This window comes from Achromobacter sp. GQ309 (genome assembly GCF_059759315.1).
Window position 1 is genome coordinate 721,191 of record NZ_JCAXDP010000001.1, and the last position, 21,293, is coordinate 742,483.

The following is a 21,293-nucleotide window of genomic DNA, read 5'->3' on the forward strand; positions in this document are numbered from 1 at the left end:
TCTTATGGGCGTCAGACACCGTCGCGCATTATCCGGCGTGTTCGATCACCAGCTGCACCGACACCATCCCGTTCCACACGTTCTGTTCCAGGCGGTACGCCGCCTGGATGCGTTCCGGCAGGGACTGGTCGTGGCCGAACCAGATGGCGTCGAAACGTTGGTGGCCGCGTTCCAGGGACAGCTTCAGGTGCTTTTCGCCGACCAGACGCTGGTTGCGCACGACAAACTCGTCCAGGAACAGGGGGGCGGCAAAGCCTGCGCCCCAGACCTGCTGTTGCAGCATCCCGGCCACGTCGGCGTTGGCGTAGCCGGTTTCCAGCGAGCCGTCGGTTTCGATGACGGGCTCGAAGGAATCGCGTCCGGTCAACTCGCGCACGGCGGCGTCGAAGGCGGGGGCGAAGGCCGGGAAATCGGACTTGCCCAGCGTCAGGCCGGCCGCCATGGCGTGGCCGCCGAACTTGCGGATCAGGTTGGGATGGCGCTTGGACACGAGGTCCAGCGCATCGCGCAGGTGCACGTCCGGGATCGAACGGCCGGAGCCGCGAATCTCGTCGTCGCCGGCCGGCGCGAAGGCGAGGGTGGGGCGCCAGAATTTCTCTTTCAGGCGTGAGGCGACCAGCCCCACGACGCCCTGGTGCCAGCCCGGGTCGAACACGCAGACGGTGGCGCCGGCGGTGGCATCGGGCGCTTCCATGGCGGCCAGCGCCTGCTCGCGCATCTCGGCTTCGATCGTGCGGCGTTCGCGGTTGATGTTGTCCAGCTCGCGCGCCATTTCCAGCGCCTGCGCCTCGTCGTCCGTGGTCAGGCAGGCGATGCCCAGGCTCATGTCCGCCAGGCGGCCCGCGGCGTTGATGCGCGGTCCGAGCGCAAAGCCCAGGTCGAAGCCATTGGCGCTGCGCGGCTCGCGGCCGGCGACGGCAAAGAGCGCGCGCAGCCCAGGTTGCAGACGGCCGCTGCGCATGCGCTGCAGGCCCTGCGTGACCAGGAGGCGATTGTTGGCGTCCAGTTTGACGACGTCAGCCACCGTGCCCAGCGCAACCAGGTCGGACAGCGCGTCCAGGCGCGGTCCGCCGTCCGGCGCGTAGACGCCGCGGCGGCGCAGTTCGGCGCGAAGCGCCAGCATCATGTAGAAGATGACGCCCACGCCGGCCAGGTTCTTGGACGGAAAGCCGCAGCCGGGCTGGTTGGGGTTCACGATGGCCAGCGCGTCCGGCAGGGTGTCGCCGGGCAGGTGGTGGTCGGTGATGACCACGCCGATGCCGGCGTCATTGGCCGCGGCCACGCCGTCGACGCTGGCGATGCCGTTGTCGACCGTGATGATGATGTCGGGCTTGCCCGCGCGGTGGCGGCAGGCCAGTTCGACCACGGCCGGGGAAAGGCCGTACCCGGTCTCGAAACGATTAGGCACCAGGAAGTCGACGTCGGCGCCCATTGCGGACAGCGCGCGCAGGCCGACGGCGCAGGCGGTGGCGCCGTCGCAATCGTAGTCGGCCACGATCAGCAGCTTTTTGCCGGCCTGGATGGCGTCGGCCAGGACGGCGGCCGCGTGGGCCGAATGGGTCAATCCAGCCGGCGGCAGCAAGGACGGCCAGGCGAGGCGGGTCTGGTCCGGATGCGTCACGCCGCGCGCGGCCCACAGGCGGGCCAGCAGGGGGTGGATGCCGGAGGATTCGAGGACGTGGCAGGCGGCCAGGTCGGCCGGACGGATGGTTAAGCGGGGTGAGACCACCAGGCGCTCCAGTTCTTCTTGGGCGCGGGCAGCAAGCCAAGCAGCCCCCCGCGCGGTTTCAGGTCAAGGGCGGCCTTGCGGTCATCGCCCAGCAGCAGCAGTTGCACCGGCGTGGCGGGCAGGCCTTTGGCGGCGGCCAGCGGACGCAGATGCTGCGCATCGAGTTCGGTCAGCGCGTCGAGCCACGCGGCCCAGTCGCCGGCGCGTTGCGGCGCGTCCAGTTGCGTCAAGACTTGCGCCGGGCCGGCGGGCGCCGCCGTCCAGGGCGTGCCGCCGCCATACAGCCACAGCGCGTTGACGGGCGGCAGGCCGCGGGCGGCCCGGACGTCGTTGACCGGGTGTTCGTGCCACGCCATCTGGATTTCGTTCAGCAGGCGCCGCCACGGGCGCGTTTCGGCATCCTGGCGCCACCAGTCGTTCAGGCGCTTTCCGGCTACGGCCAACGGACTGGCGGTCTGGGGGCGCAGGTCCGCCGGCAGGCGCAGGCGCCAGCGCTGCGGCGACAGCGGCTCGACCGAGAATCCGGTGCCTTCGAAGATAGGGCGCGCAGTGTCGAGCAGGGCGGCCGTTTCCGATTCGGTCAGGTCCATCGAATCCGGATCCAGCAGCGACGCCTGATCCGCGCCCAGCGCAAGATGGACCAGTTCGCATAGCCAGACGGGTTCGTCAGCCAGTGTGTGGGATTGTTGCCCGGCCAGCAGCGGGCCGAGCCCGGCGCTTTGCAGCAGGCCAGGTTCGGGCGCATACCCGGCGCGCTCCAGCTGCCACGATTCGAAGGCGGTGCAACCGTGGGCGCGCAGGTCGTAGGCCTGGGGACGAGCGGTCGCAGCCTGTAGCCAGCCGTGCAGGGTGGGCGCGCGCTCGGGCAGAAGCTTGGCCAGTTCGGCGGCGACGGGAAGGGCGGGCAAGGCGCCCGGAATGACGATCAGCATGGCGGCGATTGTAGTCCGCGCCGGGATGGGGAACTTAGCGCCGCGGCCAACTGCCATACGTTGTCACGCCTGGTCTAGGATCCGCACATCCGCGGGGCGATTTACGGGCGGTTAATGCAATAATGCGCACGTGCTGAAAATACCCTACGAACTATGGATCGGCGCCCGCTATGCGGGGCTTGCCCGGATCCGCCAGCGACGCGGCCGCCGCGATCGCTTCATCTCCTTCATCGCCGCCAGTTCCATGGCGGGCATCGCGCTGGGCGTCGCCGCCCTGATCGTGGTGCTGTCCGTGATGAACGGGTTCCAGAAAGAAGTGCGCGACCGCATGTTGTCGGTGCTGCCGCACATCGAACTCTATCTTCCCGGCGCATCGCCCGAACGGGTGCTTGAGCAGTGGCAGCAGTTCGCCACCGCCGCCGAGCGCAATCCCGAGGTCAAGGCCGGCGCGCCCTTCGTGGCAGCGCAGGGCATGCTGGTCCGGGGGCAGGCGTTGCGTGGCGTGCAGGTGCGGGGCATCGACCCCGCCACCGAGGGCAACGTGTCGGACCTGCCGCGCCAGATGGTGTCGGGCAAGCTGACCGACCTGAAACCCGGCGGCTTCGGCGTCGTGCTGGGCAACGAGCTGGCCGACGGCATGGGCGTCAAGGTCGGCGACACGCTGCTGATGATGGCGCCGCAGGGCTCGATCAGCCCGGCCGGGTTTGCCCCGCGCATGCGCCAGTTCACCGTGGTGGGCGTGTTCTCGTCGGGCCACTACGAATACGATTCTTCGCTGGCGTTCGTGGACAACGAAGATGCGGCGCGCGTCTTCCGCGAAAGCGGCACCGCCGGCGTGCGTCTGCGCATTGCCGACATGCAGAAAGCCCCCGAAGTGGCGGCCGAACTGCGCAACGTCCTGCCGCCGTATGTCATGGCCAGCGACTGGTCGCGCAACAACCGCACGTGGTTCGCCGCGGTCCAGACCGAAAAGCGCATGATGTTCCTGATCCTGGCGCTGATCGTGGCCGTGGCGGCGTTCAACCTGCTGTCCTCGCTGGTCATGGCCGTCAAGGACAAGCAATCCGACATCGCCATCCTGCGCACGCTGGGCGCGGGTCCCGGCGAAGTGGCCCGCATCTTCCTGGTGCAAGGTGCGCTGATCGGCGTGATCGGCACCTTGCTGGGCGTGGCCGGCGGCATCGCCATTGCGTACAACGTGGACGTGATCGTGCCGTTCATCGAACGCATGCTGGGCGTGCATTTCCTGCCGCGCGAAATCTACTTCATCAGCGCGCTGCCGTCCGATCCGCAAGTGGGCGACATCGTCACCATCGGCGTGACCTCGCTGGTGCTGTCGCTGCTGGCGACCTTGTATCCGAGCTGGCGCGCCTCGCGCCTGCAACCCGCACAGGTGCTGCGCCATGATTGATACCCCGACGCAGAAACCGCAGTCCGGCACGACGCCGGCGCTGCAGGCCGAAAACATCGTCAAGGTCTATGACGAAGGCCCCGCCCGGATCGAAGTGCTCAGCAATGTCAGCCTGTCCGTCGCGCGCGGCGAGATGGTCGCCATCGTGGGCGCGTCGGGGTCCGGCAAAAGCACTTTGCTGCACATTCTGGGGCTGCTCGACGTCCCGACCAGCGGCTCGGTATCGGTTGACGGCCAGGTGGGCATCGGGCTGTCCGAGTCCAAGAAAAGCGCGGTGCGCAACCGCAGCCTGGGCTTCGTCTACCAGTTCCACCACCTGCTGGCCGAGTTTTCGGCGCTGGACAACGTGGCGATGCCGCTGATCGTGCGCCGCGAGAACCGCGACAAGGCCCGCGAGGCGGCACGAAAAGTGCTCGGATTGGTCGGCCTTTCCGCCCGGGAAGGGCACTTTCCCGGCCAGTTGTCCGGCGGCGAACGGCAGCGCGTGGCGCTGGCGCGCGCGCTGGTGACGCGGCCGGTGTGCGTGCTGGCGGACGAGCCCACGGGCAACCTGGACCGGCACACTGCCCACAACATGTTCGAACTGCTGACGCGGGTGAACCAGGAGTCGGGCACGGCATTTGCGATCGTCACCCACGATCCCGAGCTTGCCGCCCGCGCCGACCGTCAGTTGCTGATGGAAAACGGCCGCCTGGTGTCAGGCTAGCCCGGTCCGCAGCGAAAGCCGTCCGCGCGGGTCCGCGCGACGGCCGCGGGGCGGATAATCCGCATAAGGAGGACTCGCCCATGCTCATCGACACCCATTGCCATCTGGACGCCGCTGAATTCGATGCCGATCGCACCGAGGTCGCGGACCACGCCGCCCATGCGGACGTCCAGGCCATCGTGATCCCTGCCATCGAGCGCGCCAATTTCGCGGTCGTGCGCGACCTGGCCGCCAGCATCGCCGGCGGCGCGTATGCGCTGGGCATCCACCCGCTGTACGTCGCGCGCGCCGAGGACGGCGATCTGGACGTGCTTCGACAGACCATCAAGGAATCCCTGGGCGATCCGCGCTTTGTCGCCATCGGCGAAATCGGGCTGGACTTCTTCGTGCCGGAGATCGCGTCCGGCCCGCCGCGCGAACGTCAGGAACGGTTCTACGCTGCGCAACTGGACATGGCCGTGGAGTTCGGCCTGCCCGTGCTGCTGCACGTGCGCAAATCCCAGGACATCCTGCTGAAGTACCTGCGCCGCCATCCGCGTATCGGCGGCATCGCGCATGCGTTCAATGGCAGCGCGCAGCAGGCGCAGGCTTTCATCGATCACGGTTTTGCGCTGGGGATGGGCGGCGCGATGACGTTCGAGCGGGCGCTGCAGATTCGCCGTCACGCGGTGGACGTGGGGCTGGAGCATCTGGTGCTGGAGACCGACGCGCCGGACATTCCGCCCGCCTGGCTGCATGAGCCCGATCGGCGCAATCGTCCCGGCGAATTGGCGCGGATCGCGCAAGTCCTGGCGGAGCTGCGCGGCATCACGCCGGCGCAGGTGGCGCACGCCACCACCGCGAACGCGATGCGGGTGTTGCCGAGGTTGCCGGCAGCGATACTGGCCGACGCGGATTGACCCGTCGGAATTCGTGGCATTGAGTTCGGGTTATGGGAACACCGTCATCAAGTTCTGATGCGGCACGCCGTTCGTGATGTCACCCCACAGCAGGGCGCGCCGAGGTGGCCGATAGCAGCGGCAGGTCCATGCGCACGCTCAAGCCATGCGGGGCGACGTTGCGGGCCGATATCGATCCTTTGTGCGCGGCGATCGCGGCCTGCGCGATGGATAGACCCAGTCCCGCGCCGCCGCCTGGCGTGTTGGCGGCGCTGGCAGAGCCCGCGCGATAGAACGGCTCGAAAAGCGACGCCAGCTCCTGCGTGGCGACGCCCGGGCCGCGGTCTTCGATCTCCAGGCTGGCTTCGCTGGCGCTCGTCAGAAGCCGCACACGGATGACGCTGTGCGCAGGCGCAAAGCGCAGGGCGTTGCGCAGCACGTTCTCGATGGCGCTGGCCAGGCTGGCGCGGTCGCCAGCGATGAGGATCGGCGCGGGCGTGTCCCAATCGATCTGCAGATGCCGCCCCTCGGCCTCATAGCGCGCATCATCCACGACGCCGGCCACCACGTCCGACAGATTCAGCGGATCCGTCGGCACGGGCAACGCACCCACGCGGGCGAGCCGCAGCGTGTTGCCCACCAGGGCGTCCAGCCGCTCGCATTCGCGTTCGATGCGGTCAAGCTGCAGATCCCGGCGTTCGTCGTTGCGCCGCGCCAGTTCGGAAGCCAGGCGCAGGCGCGCAAGCGGTGACCGGAGTTCATGCGCCACGTTGTGCAGCAGTTGTTCGCGCGTATCGACCAGCGCTTTCAGGCGCACGGCCATCGCGTCGAAGTCGCGCGCCAGCAGGCCAAGTTCGTCCTGGCGCGTGGCGAGCTTCGGCGGTGTTTGTGTATCCAGTTGCCCAGCCGCCAGGACGTGCGTGGTCTCGCGCAATTGCGCCAGCGGCGCGGTGATGTGGCGCGTCAATGCCCAGCAGAAGGGCGCAGTCACCGCCAGCGCGAACAGCAGCAGCGCCAGCGCAACGGGTGACAGCGCCAGCACCTCCCAGCGCGACGAGTCGAACGGCAGGAACAACATCAGCAGTTCGGAGCCGTCCGGCAGGATCAGGATCTGCGGCTCCCACCACGACACGCGTTCACCTGCGGGATCCGCCGGCACATAGTCGGACTGCGGCGACCGGTCAGGCGCGGCGCGGTATGCCACCAGCCAGTCATACAGACGCGTGGGCAGGCGCCGGCCCAGGATCTCCTGGTCCTGCGCGTCCAGGACGTAGATCTTCAGTGCCGAATAGTTGTCGTCCATGGCGCGGACCCAACGTTCCAGGCCTTCTGCGCCCTGCGTGCGCGCGACCTGCGCGGCGTCGCGCGTGAGGTTGCCGGGATTCAGGCCATCCAGCGAATTGAAGCGGTACCAGGCCACCGACGCCGTCAGCACCATGCCGCAGACCAGGATGACCGCCATGGCGCCCCAGAACGTCAGGAACGCGCGCCAGAAGAGCGAACGGGCGGGCAGCAACGTCATCACGCAGCGCCCGCCAGCACGTAGCCCAAGCCGCGCAGATTGCGGATGGACAGCGTGTCGGCGTGTTGATCCAGGCGCAGCTTCTTGCGCAGGCTGCTGATGTGCGTGTCAATGCTGCGGTCGTAGCGGTCCGGGGCGCGGCCCAGCGCGTACAGGCCGATCTGGTCGCGCGCAATCACCTGGCCGGGCGTGCGCATCAGGATTTCCAGGATGCGCTGTTCGGCGCCGGTCAGCATGACTTCGTCGGCGCCCATGCGCGCGCGGCCGGTGGCCGGGTCCAGCGACAGGGCGCCCAGGCTCAGCGACGGACTGGCGGGGACGGGCGTTTCTTCAAAGCGGCGCAGCACGGCCGTGACGCGCGCCTTGAGTTCACGCGGACTGAAGGGCTTGGCCAGGTAATCGTCGGCGCCGAACTCCAGACCCAGCACGCGGTCGGTCTCGCCGCCGTGCGCGGTGAACATGATGACCGGGCGGCGAGAGCGCTGGCGATAGTGCTTGAGCAGGTCCAGCCCATTGCCGTCGGGCAGCATCAGATCAAGCAGCACCAGGTCGAAATCGTCCTGCGCCAGCAAGGACAAGCCTTGCGAGCCGGTATGCGCCAGCGTCAGCTGGCATTGATGGGGTTCCAGGTATTCGCGCAGCATCTGCGCCAGCTCGACGTCGTCGTCGATCAGCAGGATGCGGCGCGCCACCGCTGAATGAGTGAAAGGCATGCGTGTTGGGCGTCGAGCATCCGGCAGTTTGGCCGAACGCTGCGCGCCGGAGTGTCAAGAAGTGCAAAGAAGATAAAAGTTGCGGAAAGCGTGTTGCGGCGTGCTGCAAGCCCCAATTCTAATATGAGAATGGTTTTCATTAATAAGTGGGAGCCGGGTAGTGCGGCGCGTGGGGCGCAGTGCAAACCGGGGACGGGAGAAGTTGGAATCATGAGCAGGAAAGATCTGGCCGCCGGCCAGCGCATCACCGCGTCGCGCACGCAACTGGCCGCCGCCTTGTGCGCCGCGGGTTTCGGCCTGGGGCCGTCCGCCGTCTGGGCGCAGGCCGCGGACGCCACCACGACGATGGACACGGTGGTCGTGACGGCCAGCGGTTTCGAGCAACGCATTCAGGATGCGCCGGCCTCGATCAGCGTCATCACCCGTGAAGATCTGGACAAGAAGTTCTACCGCGACTTGAACGACGCGCTGGTGGAAGTGCCGGGTGTCATCGTCACGGGCGGTGGCGATCGCCAGGACATCAGCCTGCGCGGCATGGGGCCGAAGTACACGCTGATCCTGATCGACGGCAAGCGCCAGAGCTCGCGCGAAACCCGCACCAACTCGGACTCGACGGGCGTGGAGGGCGGCTGGACGCCGCCGCTGTCGGCCATCGAGCGCATTGAAGTGGTGCGTGGTCCGATGTCGTCGCTGTACGGGTCGGACGCCATGGGCGGGGTGATCAACATCATCACGCGCAAGGTGCCCGACGAATGGCACGGCGAAATCCGCATGGATACGACGATCCAGGAGAGCAGCAGGTCAGGCGACATCTACCAGGGCAACTTCTACCTGGCCGGGCCGATCAAGAACGACCTGCTGGGTTTGCAGATCTACGGCCAGGCCACGCAGCGCGACGAAGACAACATCTACAACGGCTACCGCAAGCGCAACGCCGAAAGCGTGACCGCAAAGCTGGCGCTTACGCCCAACCGCGATCACGACATCGTGCTGGAAGCGACCACGATGCGCCAGAAGTTCCAGGACACCCTGGGCAAGACGGTCGAGCCGCTGCCGCCCGGCACGGCGTGCCCGCGCACGGGCTGCCCGGCGTCGTCCGAAACCGATTACCGCAGCAGCAAGTGGGCGTTGTCGCATACCGGCCGCTGGGGCTGGGGCGTGTCCGACAGCTACGTGCAGCAGGAAGAGTTCGACAACCGTTCGCGCCAGATGAAGATCAAGAACGTGGATCTGCAGACCAGCTGGTCGTTGCCGCTGGGTTCGCACATGCTGACGCTGGGCGGCAGCTACCTCAGCCAGCGTCTGCATGACCAGAATGGCAACCAGTTGCCCAACGGCCCGAGCAAGGTGGACCGCTATCAGTGGGCACTGTTCGCCGAAGACGAATGGCGCCTGACCGAAAGCTTTGCCGTCACGACGGGCCTGCGCATGGATGAGGACGAGAATTTCGGCAGCCACTTCAGCCCCCGCCTGTACGGCGTGTGGCACATGGCCGAACGCTGGACCCTGAAGGGCGGCGTGTCCACCGGCTTCCGCGCGCCGGACCTGCGCCAGACCGTGGCCGGCTGGGGCCAGACCAGCCGCGGCGGCAACATGTACGGCAACCCGGACCTGACGCCCGAAAAGTCGGTGACCCAGGAAATCGGCCTGCTGTATGACGACGGCGAAGGCATGAGCGCCGGCGTCACGCTGTTCAACAACGACTTCAAGGACAAGATCACCCGCGTGGCTTGCCCCTTGTCGCAGTGCACGGACGGTCCCAACCAGTTTGGTTCCGATCCGACTACGTATATGAACGTGGACAAGGCGGTGTCGCGCGGCGTGGAAGCCAGCCTGAAGCTGCCGCTGGCGGCGGACTGGTCGATGACCAGCAGCTACACCTTCACGAAGTCCGAGCAGAAGTCCGGTCAGTACAAGGGCGAGCCGCTGAACCAGTTGCCTAAGCACCTGTTCACGACCACGGTGAATTGGCAGCCGTCCGACGCATTGCAGGCGTGGGCCCGCGTGAACTTCCGCGGCCGCGAAAGCCAGCCGACCACGGGCCCGTCGTCGGACGCGCTGGTCGCGCCGTCGTACACGTTCGTGGACCTGGGCGGTTCGTACGCAGTCAACAAGACCGTGTCGGTGTATGCCGGCATCTACAACCTGTTCGACAAGCAGGTCGCCTATGACGACTTCGGCTACGTTGAAGACGGCCGCCGTTACTGGTTGGGCGTGGGCGTGAAGTTCTGAGTTTCGACGGGGCGCCTTTGGCGTCCCACCACAGAGAGGTTTGCATGAACAATGGAAAACAGGCGGGCGCCGCCCGCCGCTGGGCAACCCGGGCCGGTGTGGCACTGGCCTTGAGCGCTGCGGCAGCCGTGTGCGCCGCGCAGTCCACCACGCCGGTCAAGCACGCCCGCGGCGAAACCGCGGTGCCGGCCAATCCGTCCAAGACGATCGTGCTGGATCTGGCCGTGCTGGACACGCTGCACACGCTCGGCGTGGACCCGGTGGGCGTGCCCAGCGCCGCCAAGCTGCCGCCGCAACTGAGCCAGTTCGCCGACAAGCGATACCTGAAGGCGGGCACGATGTTCGAGCCCAACTACGAGGTCATCCACGCCGCCGCGCCGCAGGTGATCTTTGTGGCCGGCCGCTCGGCGCCCAAGTATGACGAGCTATCCAAGATCGCGCCCACCGTCGACCTGACGGTCGATGCCAAGGACCTGGTGGGCAGCGTCCGGCGCAACACCGAAACGCTGGCTGCGCTTTATGGCAAAGAGGGCGAGGCCAAGGAAAAGCTGGCTGCGCTGGACGCGTCGATCGCGTCGCTGAAAGGCAAGGCCGCCAACGCGGGCACCGCGTTGATCGTGCTGACGACCGGCGGCAAGATGAGCGCCTACGGTCCGGGCTCGCGCTTTGGCGTGATCCACGACGCGTTCGGCGTCAAGCCCGCCGCGACGGGCCTGAACGTGTCCAACCACGGCCAGGCGATTTCGTTCGAGTTCATTGCCCAGACCGATCCGGACTGGCTGTTCGTGATTGACCGCGACGCCGCCATCGGCCGCGAAGGCGTGTCGGCGCAGCGCATGCTGGACAACGAACTGGTGCGTCCGACCAAGGCGTGGAAGAACCAGCGCGTGGTCTACCTGAACGGCTTCAACTGGTATCTGCTCGGCAGCGCGGGCCTGACGGCCATGCAGCAGAACGTGGATCAGATCGCCGCGGCGCTGTCGCAAGGAAAGTAAGCAGCATGCAAGACGGGAAGGGCTGCCGGTGAACTGGCGGCGCGCAATCAGCGGGTGGGGTGGCCTGACGGCCGTGGTGGTGGTGTTGCTGCTGTTGTGCGTGGCCAGCATCAGCCTGGGCGCGGGCCAGATGCATTGGGCCGCGCTATGGAACGGCGGCGAAGAGGGCGAGCGCGCGTGGCGGCTGCTGCTGGTCAGCCGCGTCCCGCGCACCCTTGCGCTGCTGCTGGCAGGCACTGCGCTGGCCGTCGCCGGTCTCATCATGCAGATGCTGGTGCGCAACCGGTTTGTTGAGCCCACGACGGCCGGCACCGTCGAATCCGCCACTCTCGGCATCCTGGTCGTCACCTTGCTGGCGCCCGATACGTCCGTCATCGGCAAGATGCTGACGGCCACGGGTTTTGCGCTGGCGGGCACCTTGCTGTTTCTGACGCTATTGCGCCGCGTGCCGCTGCGCACGCCCTTCATCGTGCCGCTGATCGGATTGATCCTGGGCGGCGTGATCCAGGCGGTCACCACCTTCATGGCGTACCGCTTCGACCTGTTGCAGTCCCTGCATGCGTGGACCACCGGCGACTTCTCCGGCGTGCTGCGTGGCAGATATGAACTGCTGTGGATCGGCTTTGCGCTGGCGTGCGCTGCGTATGCCGCCGCCGACCGTTATACGGTGGCGGGCATGGGCCGCGAGTTCGCGTCCAACCTGGGACTGAACCATGCGCGGCTGACGCTGGTCGGCCTGTTGATCGTTTCCGCCATCTCGGCCGTGGTAGTGGTGACGGCCGGCAGCATTCCGTTCCTGGGCCTCATCGTGCCCAATGCCGTCAGCCTGTTGCTGGGCGACAACATGCGACGCGCCATTCCTTGGGTGGCATTGCTGGGCGGCGTGTTCGTGCTGGCCTGCGACATCATCGGCCGGCTGGTCATCCACCCCTACGAGATTCCCATCGGGACGGTGGTGGGCGTGCTGGGCAGCATCCTGTTCCTGTGGCTGCTGCGCACGCGGAGGAACCGCCTTGGCTGAAATCGCCTCGACTTCCCGCATAGCCCCGCGCCCGCCGCAGACATGGCGTCTTACCGCGCTGGGCGCCGGTGCGCTGCTCTGCATCGTTGCCTTCATGACGCTGGGCGCAAATGGCCATTGGTCGTTCGTCATTCCCTTCCGCGGCGGCAAGCTGCTGGCCATGCTGCTGGTGGCGTATGCGGTGGCGGTGTCGTCCGTGCTGTTTCAGACCATCACGCATAACCGCATCCTTACGCCCGCCATCATGGGCTTCGACGCCCTATACCTGTTGATCCAGGCCGTAGTGGTGTTCGGCTTCGGGCAGGCGGCGGCGACTGCCAATCATCCTGTCGCCGCATTCCTGCTGGAAGTGTGCGCGATGACGGCGTTCGCGTGCCTGCTGTTCCGCTGGCTGTTCTCCGACGCCGTGCGCAGCCTGCATTTGATGATGCTGGTGGGCATCATCTTCGGACTGCTGTTTCGCAGCCTGTCGAGTTTCGTCGTGCGGTTGATCGATCCGAATGAATTCCTGGTGCTGCAGGACCGCATGTTCGCCAGTTTCAATTCGGTGCGCGTGGAGTTGCTGCCAATCGCTTTCGGGGCGGTTTGCGCCGCGTCGCTTTTCGTCTGGCGCATGCGACGGCGCTACGACGTGCTGGCGCTGGGGCGCGATATGGCATTGAACCTGGGCGTGAACTATCGCCGCACGCTGATGGTGACCCTGGCGGCGATCGCGGTGCTGGTGTCCGTCTCGACGGCGCTGGTCGGTCCCGTGACGTTCTTTGGTCTGCTGGTCAGCAACCTGGCGTACCAAGCCATGGGATCGGACAGGCATCGGTACACGGTGCCGGCCGCGACGCTGCTCAGCGTCATCTTCCTGGTAGGCGGCCAGACGCTGTTGGAGCGCGTGTTGGGGCTGAACACCACGGTCAGCGTGGTGATTGAATTCGTGGGCGGCGTGATGTTTCTCGTCCTGATCTTGCGCAGGGGGCGCCGATGATAGAAATCCAGAACGTCAGCAAGCAGTACGGCGACACCGTCGTGATCGACGATGTCAGCCTGGACCTGCCGGCCGGCGGCGTCACCGCCATCATCGGGCCGAACGGGGCGGGCAAGTCGACATTGCTGTCCATGGTGAGCCGGCTGCTGCCGATGAGCGCGGGCCGCGTGCTGGTGGAAGGCCTGGACGTCACGCGCGCCGACAGCCGGGAACTGGCGCGGCGCCTGGCCATCCTGCGCCAGGACAACCACCTGCCGCTGCGGCTGACGGTGAAAGACCTGGTGGCGTTCGGCCGCTACCCCCACACGGGCGGGCGGCTGACGATGGATGACAAGGTCCACATCGATCAGGCCATTGCGTACCTGAATCTGGAGCCGCTGGCGGACCGCTATCTGGACGAGATGTCCGGCGGCCAGCGCCAGCGCGCGTTCGTGGCGATGGTGCTGTGCCAGGACACGCGCTACGTGCTGCTGGACGAGCCCTTGAACAGCCTGGACATGAAGCATGCCGTCGCCATGATGGGCACCTTGCGGCGCGCGGCTGATGAACTGGGCAAGACGGTGGTGCTGGTGCTGCACGACATCAACTTTGCGTCCAGCTACGCGGACCGCATCGTGGCAATGCGGCAGGGGCGGATCGCCCGGCACGGCACGCCGGCGGAATTGATCCGGCCCGACGTGCTGAGCGATCTGTACGAACTGCCGATCGACGTGCACGAGATCGGCGGCAAGCGCATCTGCGTGTACTACCGCTGAGGCGGGGCGTCCCACTGCAGGGCGCCCGCCGGATCGAACCGCTTACTGCGTCAGATCGATCGCGTAACGCGACAGCTGCGTCACGGGATCAGGCGTGGCATCAAACACCGACACGTTGGTCACATCATGCGCCGTGGCCATCGCCAGCGTGCCCGGCACCGACGAAAACACCACCGGTCCGGCCAGCGAACTGACCTGCGCGAAACGCCAGCTGCGGTCCAGGCCGTAGGTGGCCAGGTCGAGCGTGGGGTTCTTCTTGATGTAGCTGATCAACACGTCGCGGCTGGCGTCCGGCGCCTGCAGCACGATGTCGCCCTTGCCACCGGCCAGACCGGGGAAGTCGCCGCCACCGCTGGCGCGGTAGTTGTTGGTCACCACCAGGAATTGCGCATTCAGATCCAGCGGTGCGCCGTTGTACGTCAGCGCCGTGATGCGCGAGCCCTTCGGCTTGGTCACGTCGATTTCATACTGCAGCGCATTGCCGGCCGCATACAGCACGTCGAAGTTGAACGTCGGAAAGCCGGTGTCGATCAGATCCTGCGGCGCGACCTGTGCGGGGTCGATCTGCTTGAACTGCTCGGCCGTCTTTTCCAGCCATTGGCGCACGATGTCGCCGCTGACCCGCACGACTTGCAGCGTGTTGGGGTACAGGTACAGGTCGGCCGCGTTGTTGATCGCGACGTTGCCTTGCTTCACATACGTGAAGTCGCCGGGACCGTTGCGCCCGCCCTTGAACGGCGCGGCGGCCGACAGGATCGGCAGGCCCGCGTACGACGGGCTGTTCTTGGCGATGTAGTCCGTCAGGTAATCGATCTGCGCCATGTTGACGATCTGCAGCGCGGACACGTCGCCGGCCAACGCGTAGTACGTGGCCATGTCGAACTGGCTCTGGCCGATCGGCGTCTTCACGTAGTCGATCGTCGCGGCGTGCTCGGCTTGAACCAGCTGCTGTGCGGCCGCGTCGGGCGCCACGTAGGTCGCCGGCGTGGATCCGCTTTGCGCGGTCAGGCGCGTGGAGATGCGCTGCACCTGCGTCGCCTCCTTTTGCACCTTCCAGCCTTGGTCATACGCGAGCTTCAGCGTGATCTGGCCGAGGTTGTTGCCCCACTGGCCGGCCTGCACGGTCGGCACGCCATTGATCAGGCCCTTTGCCAGCTCGACACCGGGTTGCCCCGCGAACTGCGATTTCTCGTTCGTGTCGGGGAACAGCAGATGCTGGTGGCCCGTGATGAGCGCGTCGATGCCGGGCACCTGGCTCAGATAGCCCGCGCCGTTTTCCATGTCCGGGCTGTAGGGCGTGGCCAGGTCGATGCCGCCGTGCGCCAGCGCCACCACCAGGTCCGCGCCCGCAGCCTTCATTTCCGGCACGTAGCGCGCCGCGGTCTCCTTCCAGCCCGTGACTTCCACGTGGCCTTCCAGATTCGCCTTGTCCCACTGCATGATCGGCGGCGGGGCGAAGCCGATCACGCCCACCTTGATCGGCACGTCGATGGACTTGCCCGCGCTGTCGGTGGCGGTGAAGGTCTTTTCAAGCAGCACATAAGGCTTGAAGATCGGCTGCTTGGAGGCCGCCGAGACGACGTTGGCCGACACGAACGGGAACGCCGGCGCCGCGCAATCCTTGGCGCCCGCGGGGTTGGTCTGCGCCGTGCCCTTGGTGATGCCGGCCAGACCGAAGTCCACATTGGTGATCTGCGATAAATAGGGCAGGCCGTAGTTGAACTCGTGATTGCCCATCGTGGCCGCGTCGTACGACAGCAGCTTCATCTGCTTGTAGATCGCGATCATGTCGGAACACTGCACCGGCGACACCAGCGCCTGGTAGTCCGACAGCGCCGTGCCCTGCACCGTGTCGCCGTTGTCCAGCAGCAGCGTGTTCGGATACTGCTTGCGCGCGTTGGCGATCAGCGTGGCCGTGCGGTCCATGCCGTAGCTCTTGTCTTCGGCAAGCTTGTAGTAGTCGTAACCCAGCACATTGGCGTGCAGGTCGGTCGTGCCCAGGATCGCGAGGTCCAGCGTCGTGCCTTGGGGCACGCTGGCCTGCGGCGGGGTCTCGGGCGCGGTGGTGTCGTCGTCATCGTCATCGCCGCCGCAGGCGGACAGGCCGGCCACCAGCGCAAAGCTGGCGGTCACTGCAAAGATCTTGCGTAGGTTTGGCTTCACCGTCTTTCCTCCGTGTTGAAGGGAGGAATTTTGGGGACGGTGTGTGACCTACCCGTGACATGCACGGGGTCAAATCAACGAAGCGGGGATTCGCGAGTCAGGCAATCCGCGTCCAGCGCCGCCAGCGCATCCAGGAACCGCCAGGCGAAAGAACCCGGCCCGTCGGCGTGCACCGCGGCGCGGTCGCCCGCGATGCCAAAGCACGACAGGGCGGCCACCGCCGCCACATAGGGATCGTCCTTCGATACGGCGGCAAAGGCCCCGACCACGGCGCTGAGCGCGCAGCCGGTGGCCGTCACGCGGGGCATCAGCGGCGAACCGCCCGCAATGCGCACCGCGCGCGTGCCGTCCGTGACGTAATCGACTTCGCCGGTGACCGCCACCACGGTCTTGCGGCGCGCGGCGATGTCGTAGGCTGACTGCTCGGCCTGCGCCACGGCGTCGCGGGCGTCCACGCCCTTGCCGGCGCTGTGGCCGCCGGCCAAGGCGATGATCTCGGATGCGTTGCCCCGGATGATGGCGGGTTCAAGGTCCAGCAGTTGTTGGATGGCATCGCGGCGAAAGGCGGTGGCGTGATGCGCCACGGGATCCAGGACCCAGGGGGTGCCGGCTTCTGCCGCGGCTTGCGCGGTCAACAGCATGCTGCGCAGCCAAGGCGAAGACAGCGTGCCGATGTTGATGACCACCGCGCCGGCGAAACGGGCGAACTCGGGCGCCTCTTCTTCGGCGTGCACCATCGCGGGCGATGCGCCGATGGCGAGCACCGCATTGGCCGCGTAGTTCATGGAGACGAAATTGGTCAGGCACTGCACCAGCGGCGCGTCGCGGCGGACGGCGGCGAGCAGGTCCTGAGACTGGTGGGCGAGGGAATGCAGGTCGGGATGCGTCATGCCGGGCGGTCTCGGGGCGTGGGACGCGCATGCGGAGGCACACGCACCATCCCTACGCCAGCGTTATCTGGATCAGGTTCGACGGGTCGCCGTGCATCGTCTGCCATGGCAATGGCAGACCAACGGATTCTCAGCTTCTTGGCGAAGCTCCCCGGGTGGATGGCGTATGTTCCCGGCGGAACCGGGGAGGTGTCAAGCGGCCAATTCGTGCCGGATCGCTTTGCATACTCAATTTGAGGTATTGGCGGGTGCTACGCCTGGTTCACAATCATTGACCCGCCTCTGATCGCCGTGATGAACGCACACGCGACGATATCGGCGGGGCGCCATGACTCCCTATGCAAGCAGGTGACCGCCATGCTGAGTGCAGAACAACTCCAACGCATCTTTCCCAACTGCAAAGCCCCCGCTGCGTGGGCCGACGCATTGGCTCCCGCATTTCAGAAATACGAAATCGAAACGCCGGATCGCATCGCCAGCTTTCTGGCGCAAACGGGGTATGAGTCGGGCCAGTACAACCGGATCGAGGAAAACCTCAATTACTCAACTGCCGCGCGGTTGACCAAGGTGTGGCCAAAGCGATTTCCCGATGAGGCGTCGGCCATGCCGTATGTGAACAATCCGCAAGGACTGGCGAATCTGGTGTATGCGAACCGGATGGGCAATGGCGATGCGCAAAGCAACGACGGCTTCCGGTATCGGGGCAGGGGCATCATCCAGCTGACGGGGCGCAGCAATTACGACTCGGCCGGCGACGCCATGGGTGTCAATTTGCTTGAAACGCCCGAGTTACTGTCCGATCCGAGATGGGCTGCGCTGAGCGCCGGGTGGTATTGGCAGTCTCGCGGGCTGAATGAGTTGGCGGACGACCGTACGCATGACGATGACCTGGAGGATTTCGCCAGGATCACACGGCGGATCAATGGCGGGCTGGTGGGTCTGAAGGATCGTTTTGCGTTGTTCAAGCAGGTTTATGCCGAGCTGATGCGGTGAAGGCGCAGGTCCGCGTCGGCGCTTCGGATAGCCTTGTTCGGCAGCAGTCGGCCCATCCGGAATCGTCAGGTCGCGTGTGGCCAGCGTGACTAGGGTTTGCGGTCGCATTGAAGAAAATGCGCGTCATGCGCCGGCGCATTATTAGTCCGGCATGCTTACGCAGCCGAAGCCATGCAATACAACGCCCGCCCGGCGCAGGGTGCGACGGGCGGGCGGTTTCAATACAACGCGTATTGCAGCTTGAGGTGCTTACGTCGCGGCGCGGAAACGATTGCGCAGATCGCGGATCTGGTCGTGGTTGCGCAGCACGCCCTGATATTGGCGTTCGACAACAGCGCGCACGTTGTCAGGCAGCGTTTCTTTAAGCGCCTTTTCGTAGTCCGCCTTGGCCACGTCCTCGCCTTTCTCGCATTCCTCGAGCAGCGTCAGGTCGGTGCGGCTGGATACCGCCGCCTTGATGTTCGTCCAGCCACGATGCATGGCGCCGGCCACCGTGCCGCTGTCCTCGGGCTCGCCGCCCAGTTGCGTCACCAGGGTTTGCAACTCCGTGGCGCCGGCCGCGCAGTCGCGCGAACGGTTGCGGAACAGCTCCTGCATCTCGGGCGCCTTGGCGTCTTCAGCGGCCGCGGCAAAGCCCTTTTCGCCGTTCTTCGACGTCTCGATCAGATTGTTCAGCACCTTGATTACATGTTCAGCCATGTTGGTCTCCTTGGTTTGGAAGGAACAGGCGGCGCAGGCCGCCTGGGAATTGGAGACTCAGCAAGTGGCGTGCCTGGGTGGGGTTGCGGATCAATCAGCGGGGTAAGGGTCTCGGCGCAGGCCTTGCGGTCAGCCGGGGTGGACAAACGCGTTCACTGCGCGATCAGCTGCGTTTCTGTCCCCCTAGGCTGTGAGCTTTCGGGAGGCCGACATCAACGGGCGATCATTTTGTCTCGCATTCGTGGCGGGCGCTGCGTGGGTGCAGATTCTGCCTACCCTGCCGCCGGCGTACGCGCTGTGGATCCTCGCATGCGGTTGTGCAGGGGCGCTCTGGTTCACGTCGGGGGCAACGCGTCCCCTCGCGGCGACCGGGGCAGCGGTGATGGCGGGGTTGTTGGCGGGCGTGCTGAATGCCGCGCTGCAAGCACAGCATCGCCTTGACGATGCGCTGGCGGAGGTTCACCAAAACGAGGTGTCGCGTCTAGTCTTGCGCGTGGTGGCGTTGCCGGACGGCGACGCGCAGCGTCAGCGCTTTCTGGCCGAACTGGCTGAGCCGGCACGATCGGGCATCCCGAATCGGATCCAGGTCACCTGGCAGGCGGGCGCCGGCGCCAACCAACGTGTGCCGCAGGTGCTGCCGGGGCAGGTCTGGCGGATGGCGCTGGTGCTGCGCAGACCACATGGCCTGCTCAACCCGGCCGGACCCGACACGGAAGGGCGCATGTTTGCCAGCGGCGTGCGGGCAACCGGCACCGTGCGTGGACAGCCTGTGTTGCTGGACGACCGGCCTTGGGCGTCGCCCGGCATCGCAATTGAACGTGCGCGGCATCACGTGCGCGAAGGCATGCGTGCGGCGCTGGGCGCGCATCGTTATGCGCCGGTGCTGATTGCGTTGGCAATTGGCGATCAGGCTGGTGTGTCGCGCGACGACTGGCGGATATTCAACCGCAGCGGCATCACGCATCTTGTGTCGATCAGCGGCATGCATGTGACATCGATTGCGGGCATTGGCGGTCTGCTCGCGTCGGCGCTGTGGCGACGTCTGCGCTGGCGCGGAGTGGGAATGGCGGAGCGCATGCCGGCCCGCATCGCCGGCGGGGCGGTGGCCGCGTTGGTTGCGCTGTTGTATTGCCTGCTTGCGGGGTGGGGCGTGCCGGCGCGCCGCACGTTCTTCATGTTGCTGGTGGTGCTGGCGGCGGCGTTGTCTCGGCTGCCGTTGTCGGGCGGTCGTGTGCTGGCGTGTGCAGCGGCAGCCGTGGTGGCGCTGGACCCGTGGGCGCCAATGGCAGCGGGCTTCTGGTTGTCGTTCGGCGCGGTGGCAGTGTTGTTGCGCATCGCTGCCGCGCCGATTGATGTCGACGCCGGCTGGCGCGCGCGCTGCGCGACGCGGCTGGGGCAGGCCGTGCGCGTGCAATTGCTGGTGACGATTGGGCTGATGCCGTTGCTGGCATATCTGGTGCATCAGGTGTCGCTGGGCTCGCCTTTGGCCAATGCCGTGGCCATACCCGTTGTGACCTTTATCGTGACGCCGCTGGCGTTGCTGTGCGCGGCGCTGTCGTGCCTGCCGGGTGCCGAGACGTTGGCGGCGTGGGCAGGGCAGGCAGGACTGGACTCTTTCGACCTCACCATGGTGCCCGTGGCATGGGTGGGCAACGCAAGCTGGGCCAGCGTGCCGGTTGCGGCCGCTGGGTGGATGTGGCTGCTGCTGGCGGTCGCGGGCATGGCGTGGGCGTTGCAGGCACGCGGGTGGCCGGGGCGTCATCTGGGATGGGTCTGCATGTTGCCGTTGCTGTTCTGGCGGCCGGACAAGCCCGAACCCGGCTACTGGCGCATGAGCGCGATGGACGTAGGGCAGGGCAGCGCGATCCTGGTGGAGACGGCCAATCAATCGCTGCTGTTTGACGCCGGGCCGCGCAGCTATGGCGGCAGCGATGCGGGCGAACGGGTGGTCGCGCCATTCCTGCAGTCCCGGGGGATCGGACGGCTGGACGTGCTGGTACTGTCGCACGCGGATATGGATCATGTTGGCGGCACGCGTGCCGTGCTGGCGGCGGTGCCGGTGGCGCGAAGCTTTACGTCCTTCGATCTTCCGACGTACGTGCGGCGGGACGCCCGCATGTGGCCCGACGTGGGCAATGCGCGGCCGGTACTGCCTGATGAGATGGTGCGTTGTGAACGCGGACTGCGATGGGAAGCGGATGGGGTGGTGTTCACTTTCCTGCATCCGGGGCCGTCAGAACGCAACGCGAAGGCGGATGACCGCAATGCCGACAGTTGTGTGCTGCGCGTGGAGGGTAAAGACCATTCCCTGCTGCTGACCGGTGATGTGGGCGTGGCGCAAGAGCGGGCCCTGGTCGAGCAGGGGCTGGCGGATGCGGACGTCGTCCTGGCGCCGCATCATGGTTCGGCGTCATCGTCCAGCCGTGAATTGGTGGCGGCCACGCAGGCCAGGCACGTCATCGCGCAGGCGGGACATCTGAATCGGTTCAAGCATCCGGCGCGGGCGGTGGAGCTGCGGTGGATGCGGGCTGGCGGCAGGTTCTGGCGGAGCGACAAGCATGGGGCGGTGATGGCGGAATCAGGTCCCGGCGGGTTGGAGGTTTGGGGGCAGCGGGAGCGGGGTGGGCGGTATTGGCATGGGAAATAACTGCCTGACAAGCGGGATTATAAAATTC

At 66.5% G+C, this 21,293-nt stretch carries 17 protein-coding genes and 1 riboswitch; of the genes, 10 read left to right on the forward strand and 7 right to left on the reverse strand.

The annotated features are described in order from the left end of the window. Nucleotides 1-28: 28 nt before the first annotated feature. Both recJ and AC6CIE_RS03400 read right to left on the reverse strand, forming a co-directional pair. Nucleotides 29-1,729 (reverse strand): single-stranded-DNA-specific exonuclease RecJ, encoded by a 1,701-nt coding sequence (gene recJ / locus AC6CIE_RS03395; RefSeq protein ID WP_498091142.1) that lies wholly within the window; start codon nt 1,727-1,729, stop codon nt 29-31. After that, entirely contained in the window at nt 1,711-2,661 is a 951-nt protein-coding gene (locus AC6CIE_RS03400) for a hypothetical protein (RefSeq protein WP_498091144.1), read from the reverse strand. Before AC6CIE_RS03400 ends, recJ begins: the two co-directional genes overlap by 19 nt. 130 nt (nt 2,662-2,791) lie before the next feature. On the opposite strand from AC6CIE_RS03400, the gene AC6CIE_RS03405 reads away from it, so the two are divergent. From AC6CIE_RS03405 to AC6CIE_RS03415, 3 genes are all read left to right on the forward strand, one after another. After that, nucleotides 2,792-4,072 (forward strand): lipoprotein-releasing ABC transporter permease subunit, encoded by a 1,281-nt coding sequence (locus AC6CIE_RS03405; protein ID WP_056318935.1) that lies wholly within the window; start codon nt 2,792-2,794, stop codon nt 4,070-4,072. Next, entirely contained in the window at nt 4,065-4,778 is a 714-nt protein-coding gene (locus AC6CIE_RS03410; protein WP_498091146.1) for an ABC transporter ATP-binding protein, read from the forward strand. The genes AC6CIE_RS03405 and AC6CIE_RS03410 overlap by 8 nt, the downstream gene beginning before the upstream one ends. A gap of 80 nt (nt 4,779-4,858) precedes the next feature. Continuing rightward, a complete protein-coding gene (locus AC6CIE_RS03415; RefSeq protein ID WP_498091148.1) occupies nt 4,859-5,677 on the forward strand; it encodes a TatD family hydrolase in 819 nt (272 codons plus the stop codon). A 79-nt stretch (nt 5,678-5,756) separates the two neighbouring features. Here the strand turns inward: AC6CIE_RS03415 and AC6CIE_RS03420 are convergent, their stop codons facing one another. Then, nucleotides 5,757-7,178, reverse strand: coding sequence for an ATP-binding protein (locus tag AC6CIE_RS03420; protein WP_498091150.1), 1,422 nt, complete (start codon nt 7,176-7,178; stop codon nt 5,757-5,759). Continuing rightward, the gene (locus tag AC6CIE_RS03425) at nt 7,178-7,891 is read right to left on the reverse strand and encodes a response regulator transcription factor (protein ID WP_175138330.1); all 714 of its coding nucleotides are present in this window, start codon (nt 7,889-7,891) and stop codon (nt 7,178-7,180) included. Before AC6CIE_RS03425 ends, AC6CIE_RS03420 begins: the two co-directional genes overlap by 1 nt. A gap of 210 nt (nt 7,892-8,101) precedes the next feature. Here AC6CIE_RS03425 and AC6CIE_RS03430 point away from each other — a divergent pair, with 210 nt between their 5' ends. The 5 genes from AC6CIE_RS03430 to AC6CIE_RS03450 are packed head-to-tail and all read left to right on the forward strand — an operon-like array spanning nt 8,102 to nt 13,873. Continuing rightward, nucleotides 8,102-10,123 (forward strand): ligand-gated channel protein, encoded by a 2,022-nt coding sequence (locus tag AC6CIE_RS03430; protein WP_498091152.1) that lies wholly within the window; start codon nt 8,102-8,104, stop codon nt 10,121-10,123. A gap of 44 nt (nt 10,124-10,167) precedes the next feature. After that, nucleotides 10,168-11,118 carry a siderophore ABC transporter substrate-binding protein gene (locus tag AC6CIE_RS03435; protein WP_498091154.1) on the forward strand — a complete coding sequence of 317 codons (951 nt, stop codon included), beginning with the start codon at nt 10,168-10,170 and terminating at the stop codon, nt 11,116-11,118. A 28-nt stretch (nt 11,119-11,146) separates the two neighbouring features. After that, on the forward strand, nt 11,147-12,139 hold the full coding sequence (locus tag AC6CIE_RS03440) for an ABC transporter permease (RefSeq protein WP_498091156.1): 993 nt from the start codon (nt 11,147-11,149) through the stop codon (nt 12,137-12,139). Between the two features lies 1 nt (nt 12,140). Then, nucleotides 12,141-13,118 carry an iron chelate uptake ABC transporter family permease subunit gene (locus tag AC6CIE_RS03445; protein ID WP_498091551.1) on the forward strand — a complete coding sequence of 326 codons (978 nt, stop codon included), beginning with the start codon at nt 12,141-12,143 and terminating at the stop codon, nt 13,116-13,118. Next, nucleotides 13,115-13,873 carry an iron ABC transporter ATP-binding protein gene (locus AC6CIE_RS03450; protein WP_286899742.1) on the forward strand — a complete coding sequence of 253 codons (759 nt, stop codon included), beginning with the start codon at nt 13,115-13,117 and terminating at the stop codon, nt 13,871-13,873. The genes AC6CIE_RS03445 and AC6CIE_RS03450 overlap by 4 nt, the downstream gene beginning before the upstream one ends. 42 nt (nt 13,874-13,915) lie before the next feature. On the opposite strand, the gene AC6CIE_RS03455 is transcribed toward AC6CIE_RS03450, so the two are convergent. Then, nucleotides 13,916-16,036: a 5'-nucleotidase C-terminal domain-containing protein gene (locus AC6CIE_RS03455; RefSeq protein ID WP_498091158.1), complete on the reverse strand. Its 2,121-nt coding sequence runs from the start codon at nt 16,034-16,036 to the stop codon at nt 13,916-13,918. A gap of 74 nt (nt 16,037-16,110) precedes the next feature. After that, the gene (gene thiM / locus AC6CIE_RS03460; RefSeq protein ID WP_498091160.1) at nt 16,111-16,926 is read right to left on the reverse strand and encodes a hydroxyethylthiazole kinase; all 816 of its coding nucleotides are present in this window, start codon (nt 16,924-16,926) and stop codon (nt 16,111-16,113) included. A gap of 31 nt (nt 16,927-16,957) precedes the next feature. Beyond that, nucleotides 16,958-17,090, reverse strand: a riboswitch (TPP riboswitch). Nucleotides 17,091-17,283: 193 nt separating this feature from the next. On the opposite strand from thiM, the gene AC6CIE_RS03465 reads away from it, so the two are divergent. Next, complete coding sequence (locus tag AC6CIE_RS03465; protein WP_239216556.1) at nt 17,284-17,919, forward strand: glycoside hydrolase family 19 protein; 636 nt, start codon at nt 17,284-17,286, stop codon at nt 17,917-17,919. A 249-nt stretch (nt 17,920-18,168) separates the two neighbouring features. Here the strand turns inward: AC6CIE_RS03465 and AC6CIE_RS03470 are convergent, their stop codons facing one another. After that, complete coding sequence (locus AC6CIE_RS03470; RefSeq protein ID WP_175138322.1) at nt 18,169-18,618, reverse strand: PA2169 family four-helix-bundle protein; 450 nt, start codon at nt 18,616-18,618, stop codon at nt 18,169-18,171. 190 nt (nt 18,619-18,808) lie between these two features. Here AC6CIE_RS03470 and AC6CIE_RS03475 point away from each other — a divergent pair, with 190 nt between their 5' ends. Beyond that, nucleotides 18,809-21,265, forward strand: a complete 2,457-nt coding sequence (locus tag AC6CIE_RS03475; RefSeq protein ID WP_498091162.1) for a DNA internalization-related competence protein ComEC/Rec2 — start codon at nt 18,809-18,811, stop codon at nt 21,263-21,265. Nucleotides 21,266-21,293 lie beyond the last annotated feature (28 nt).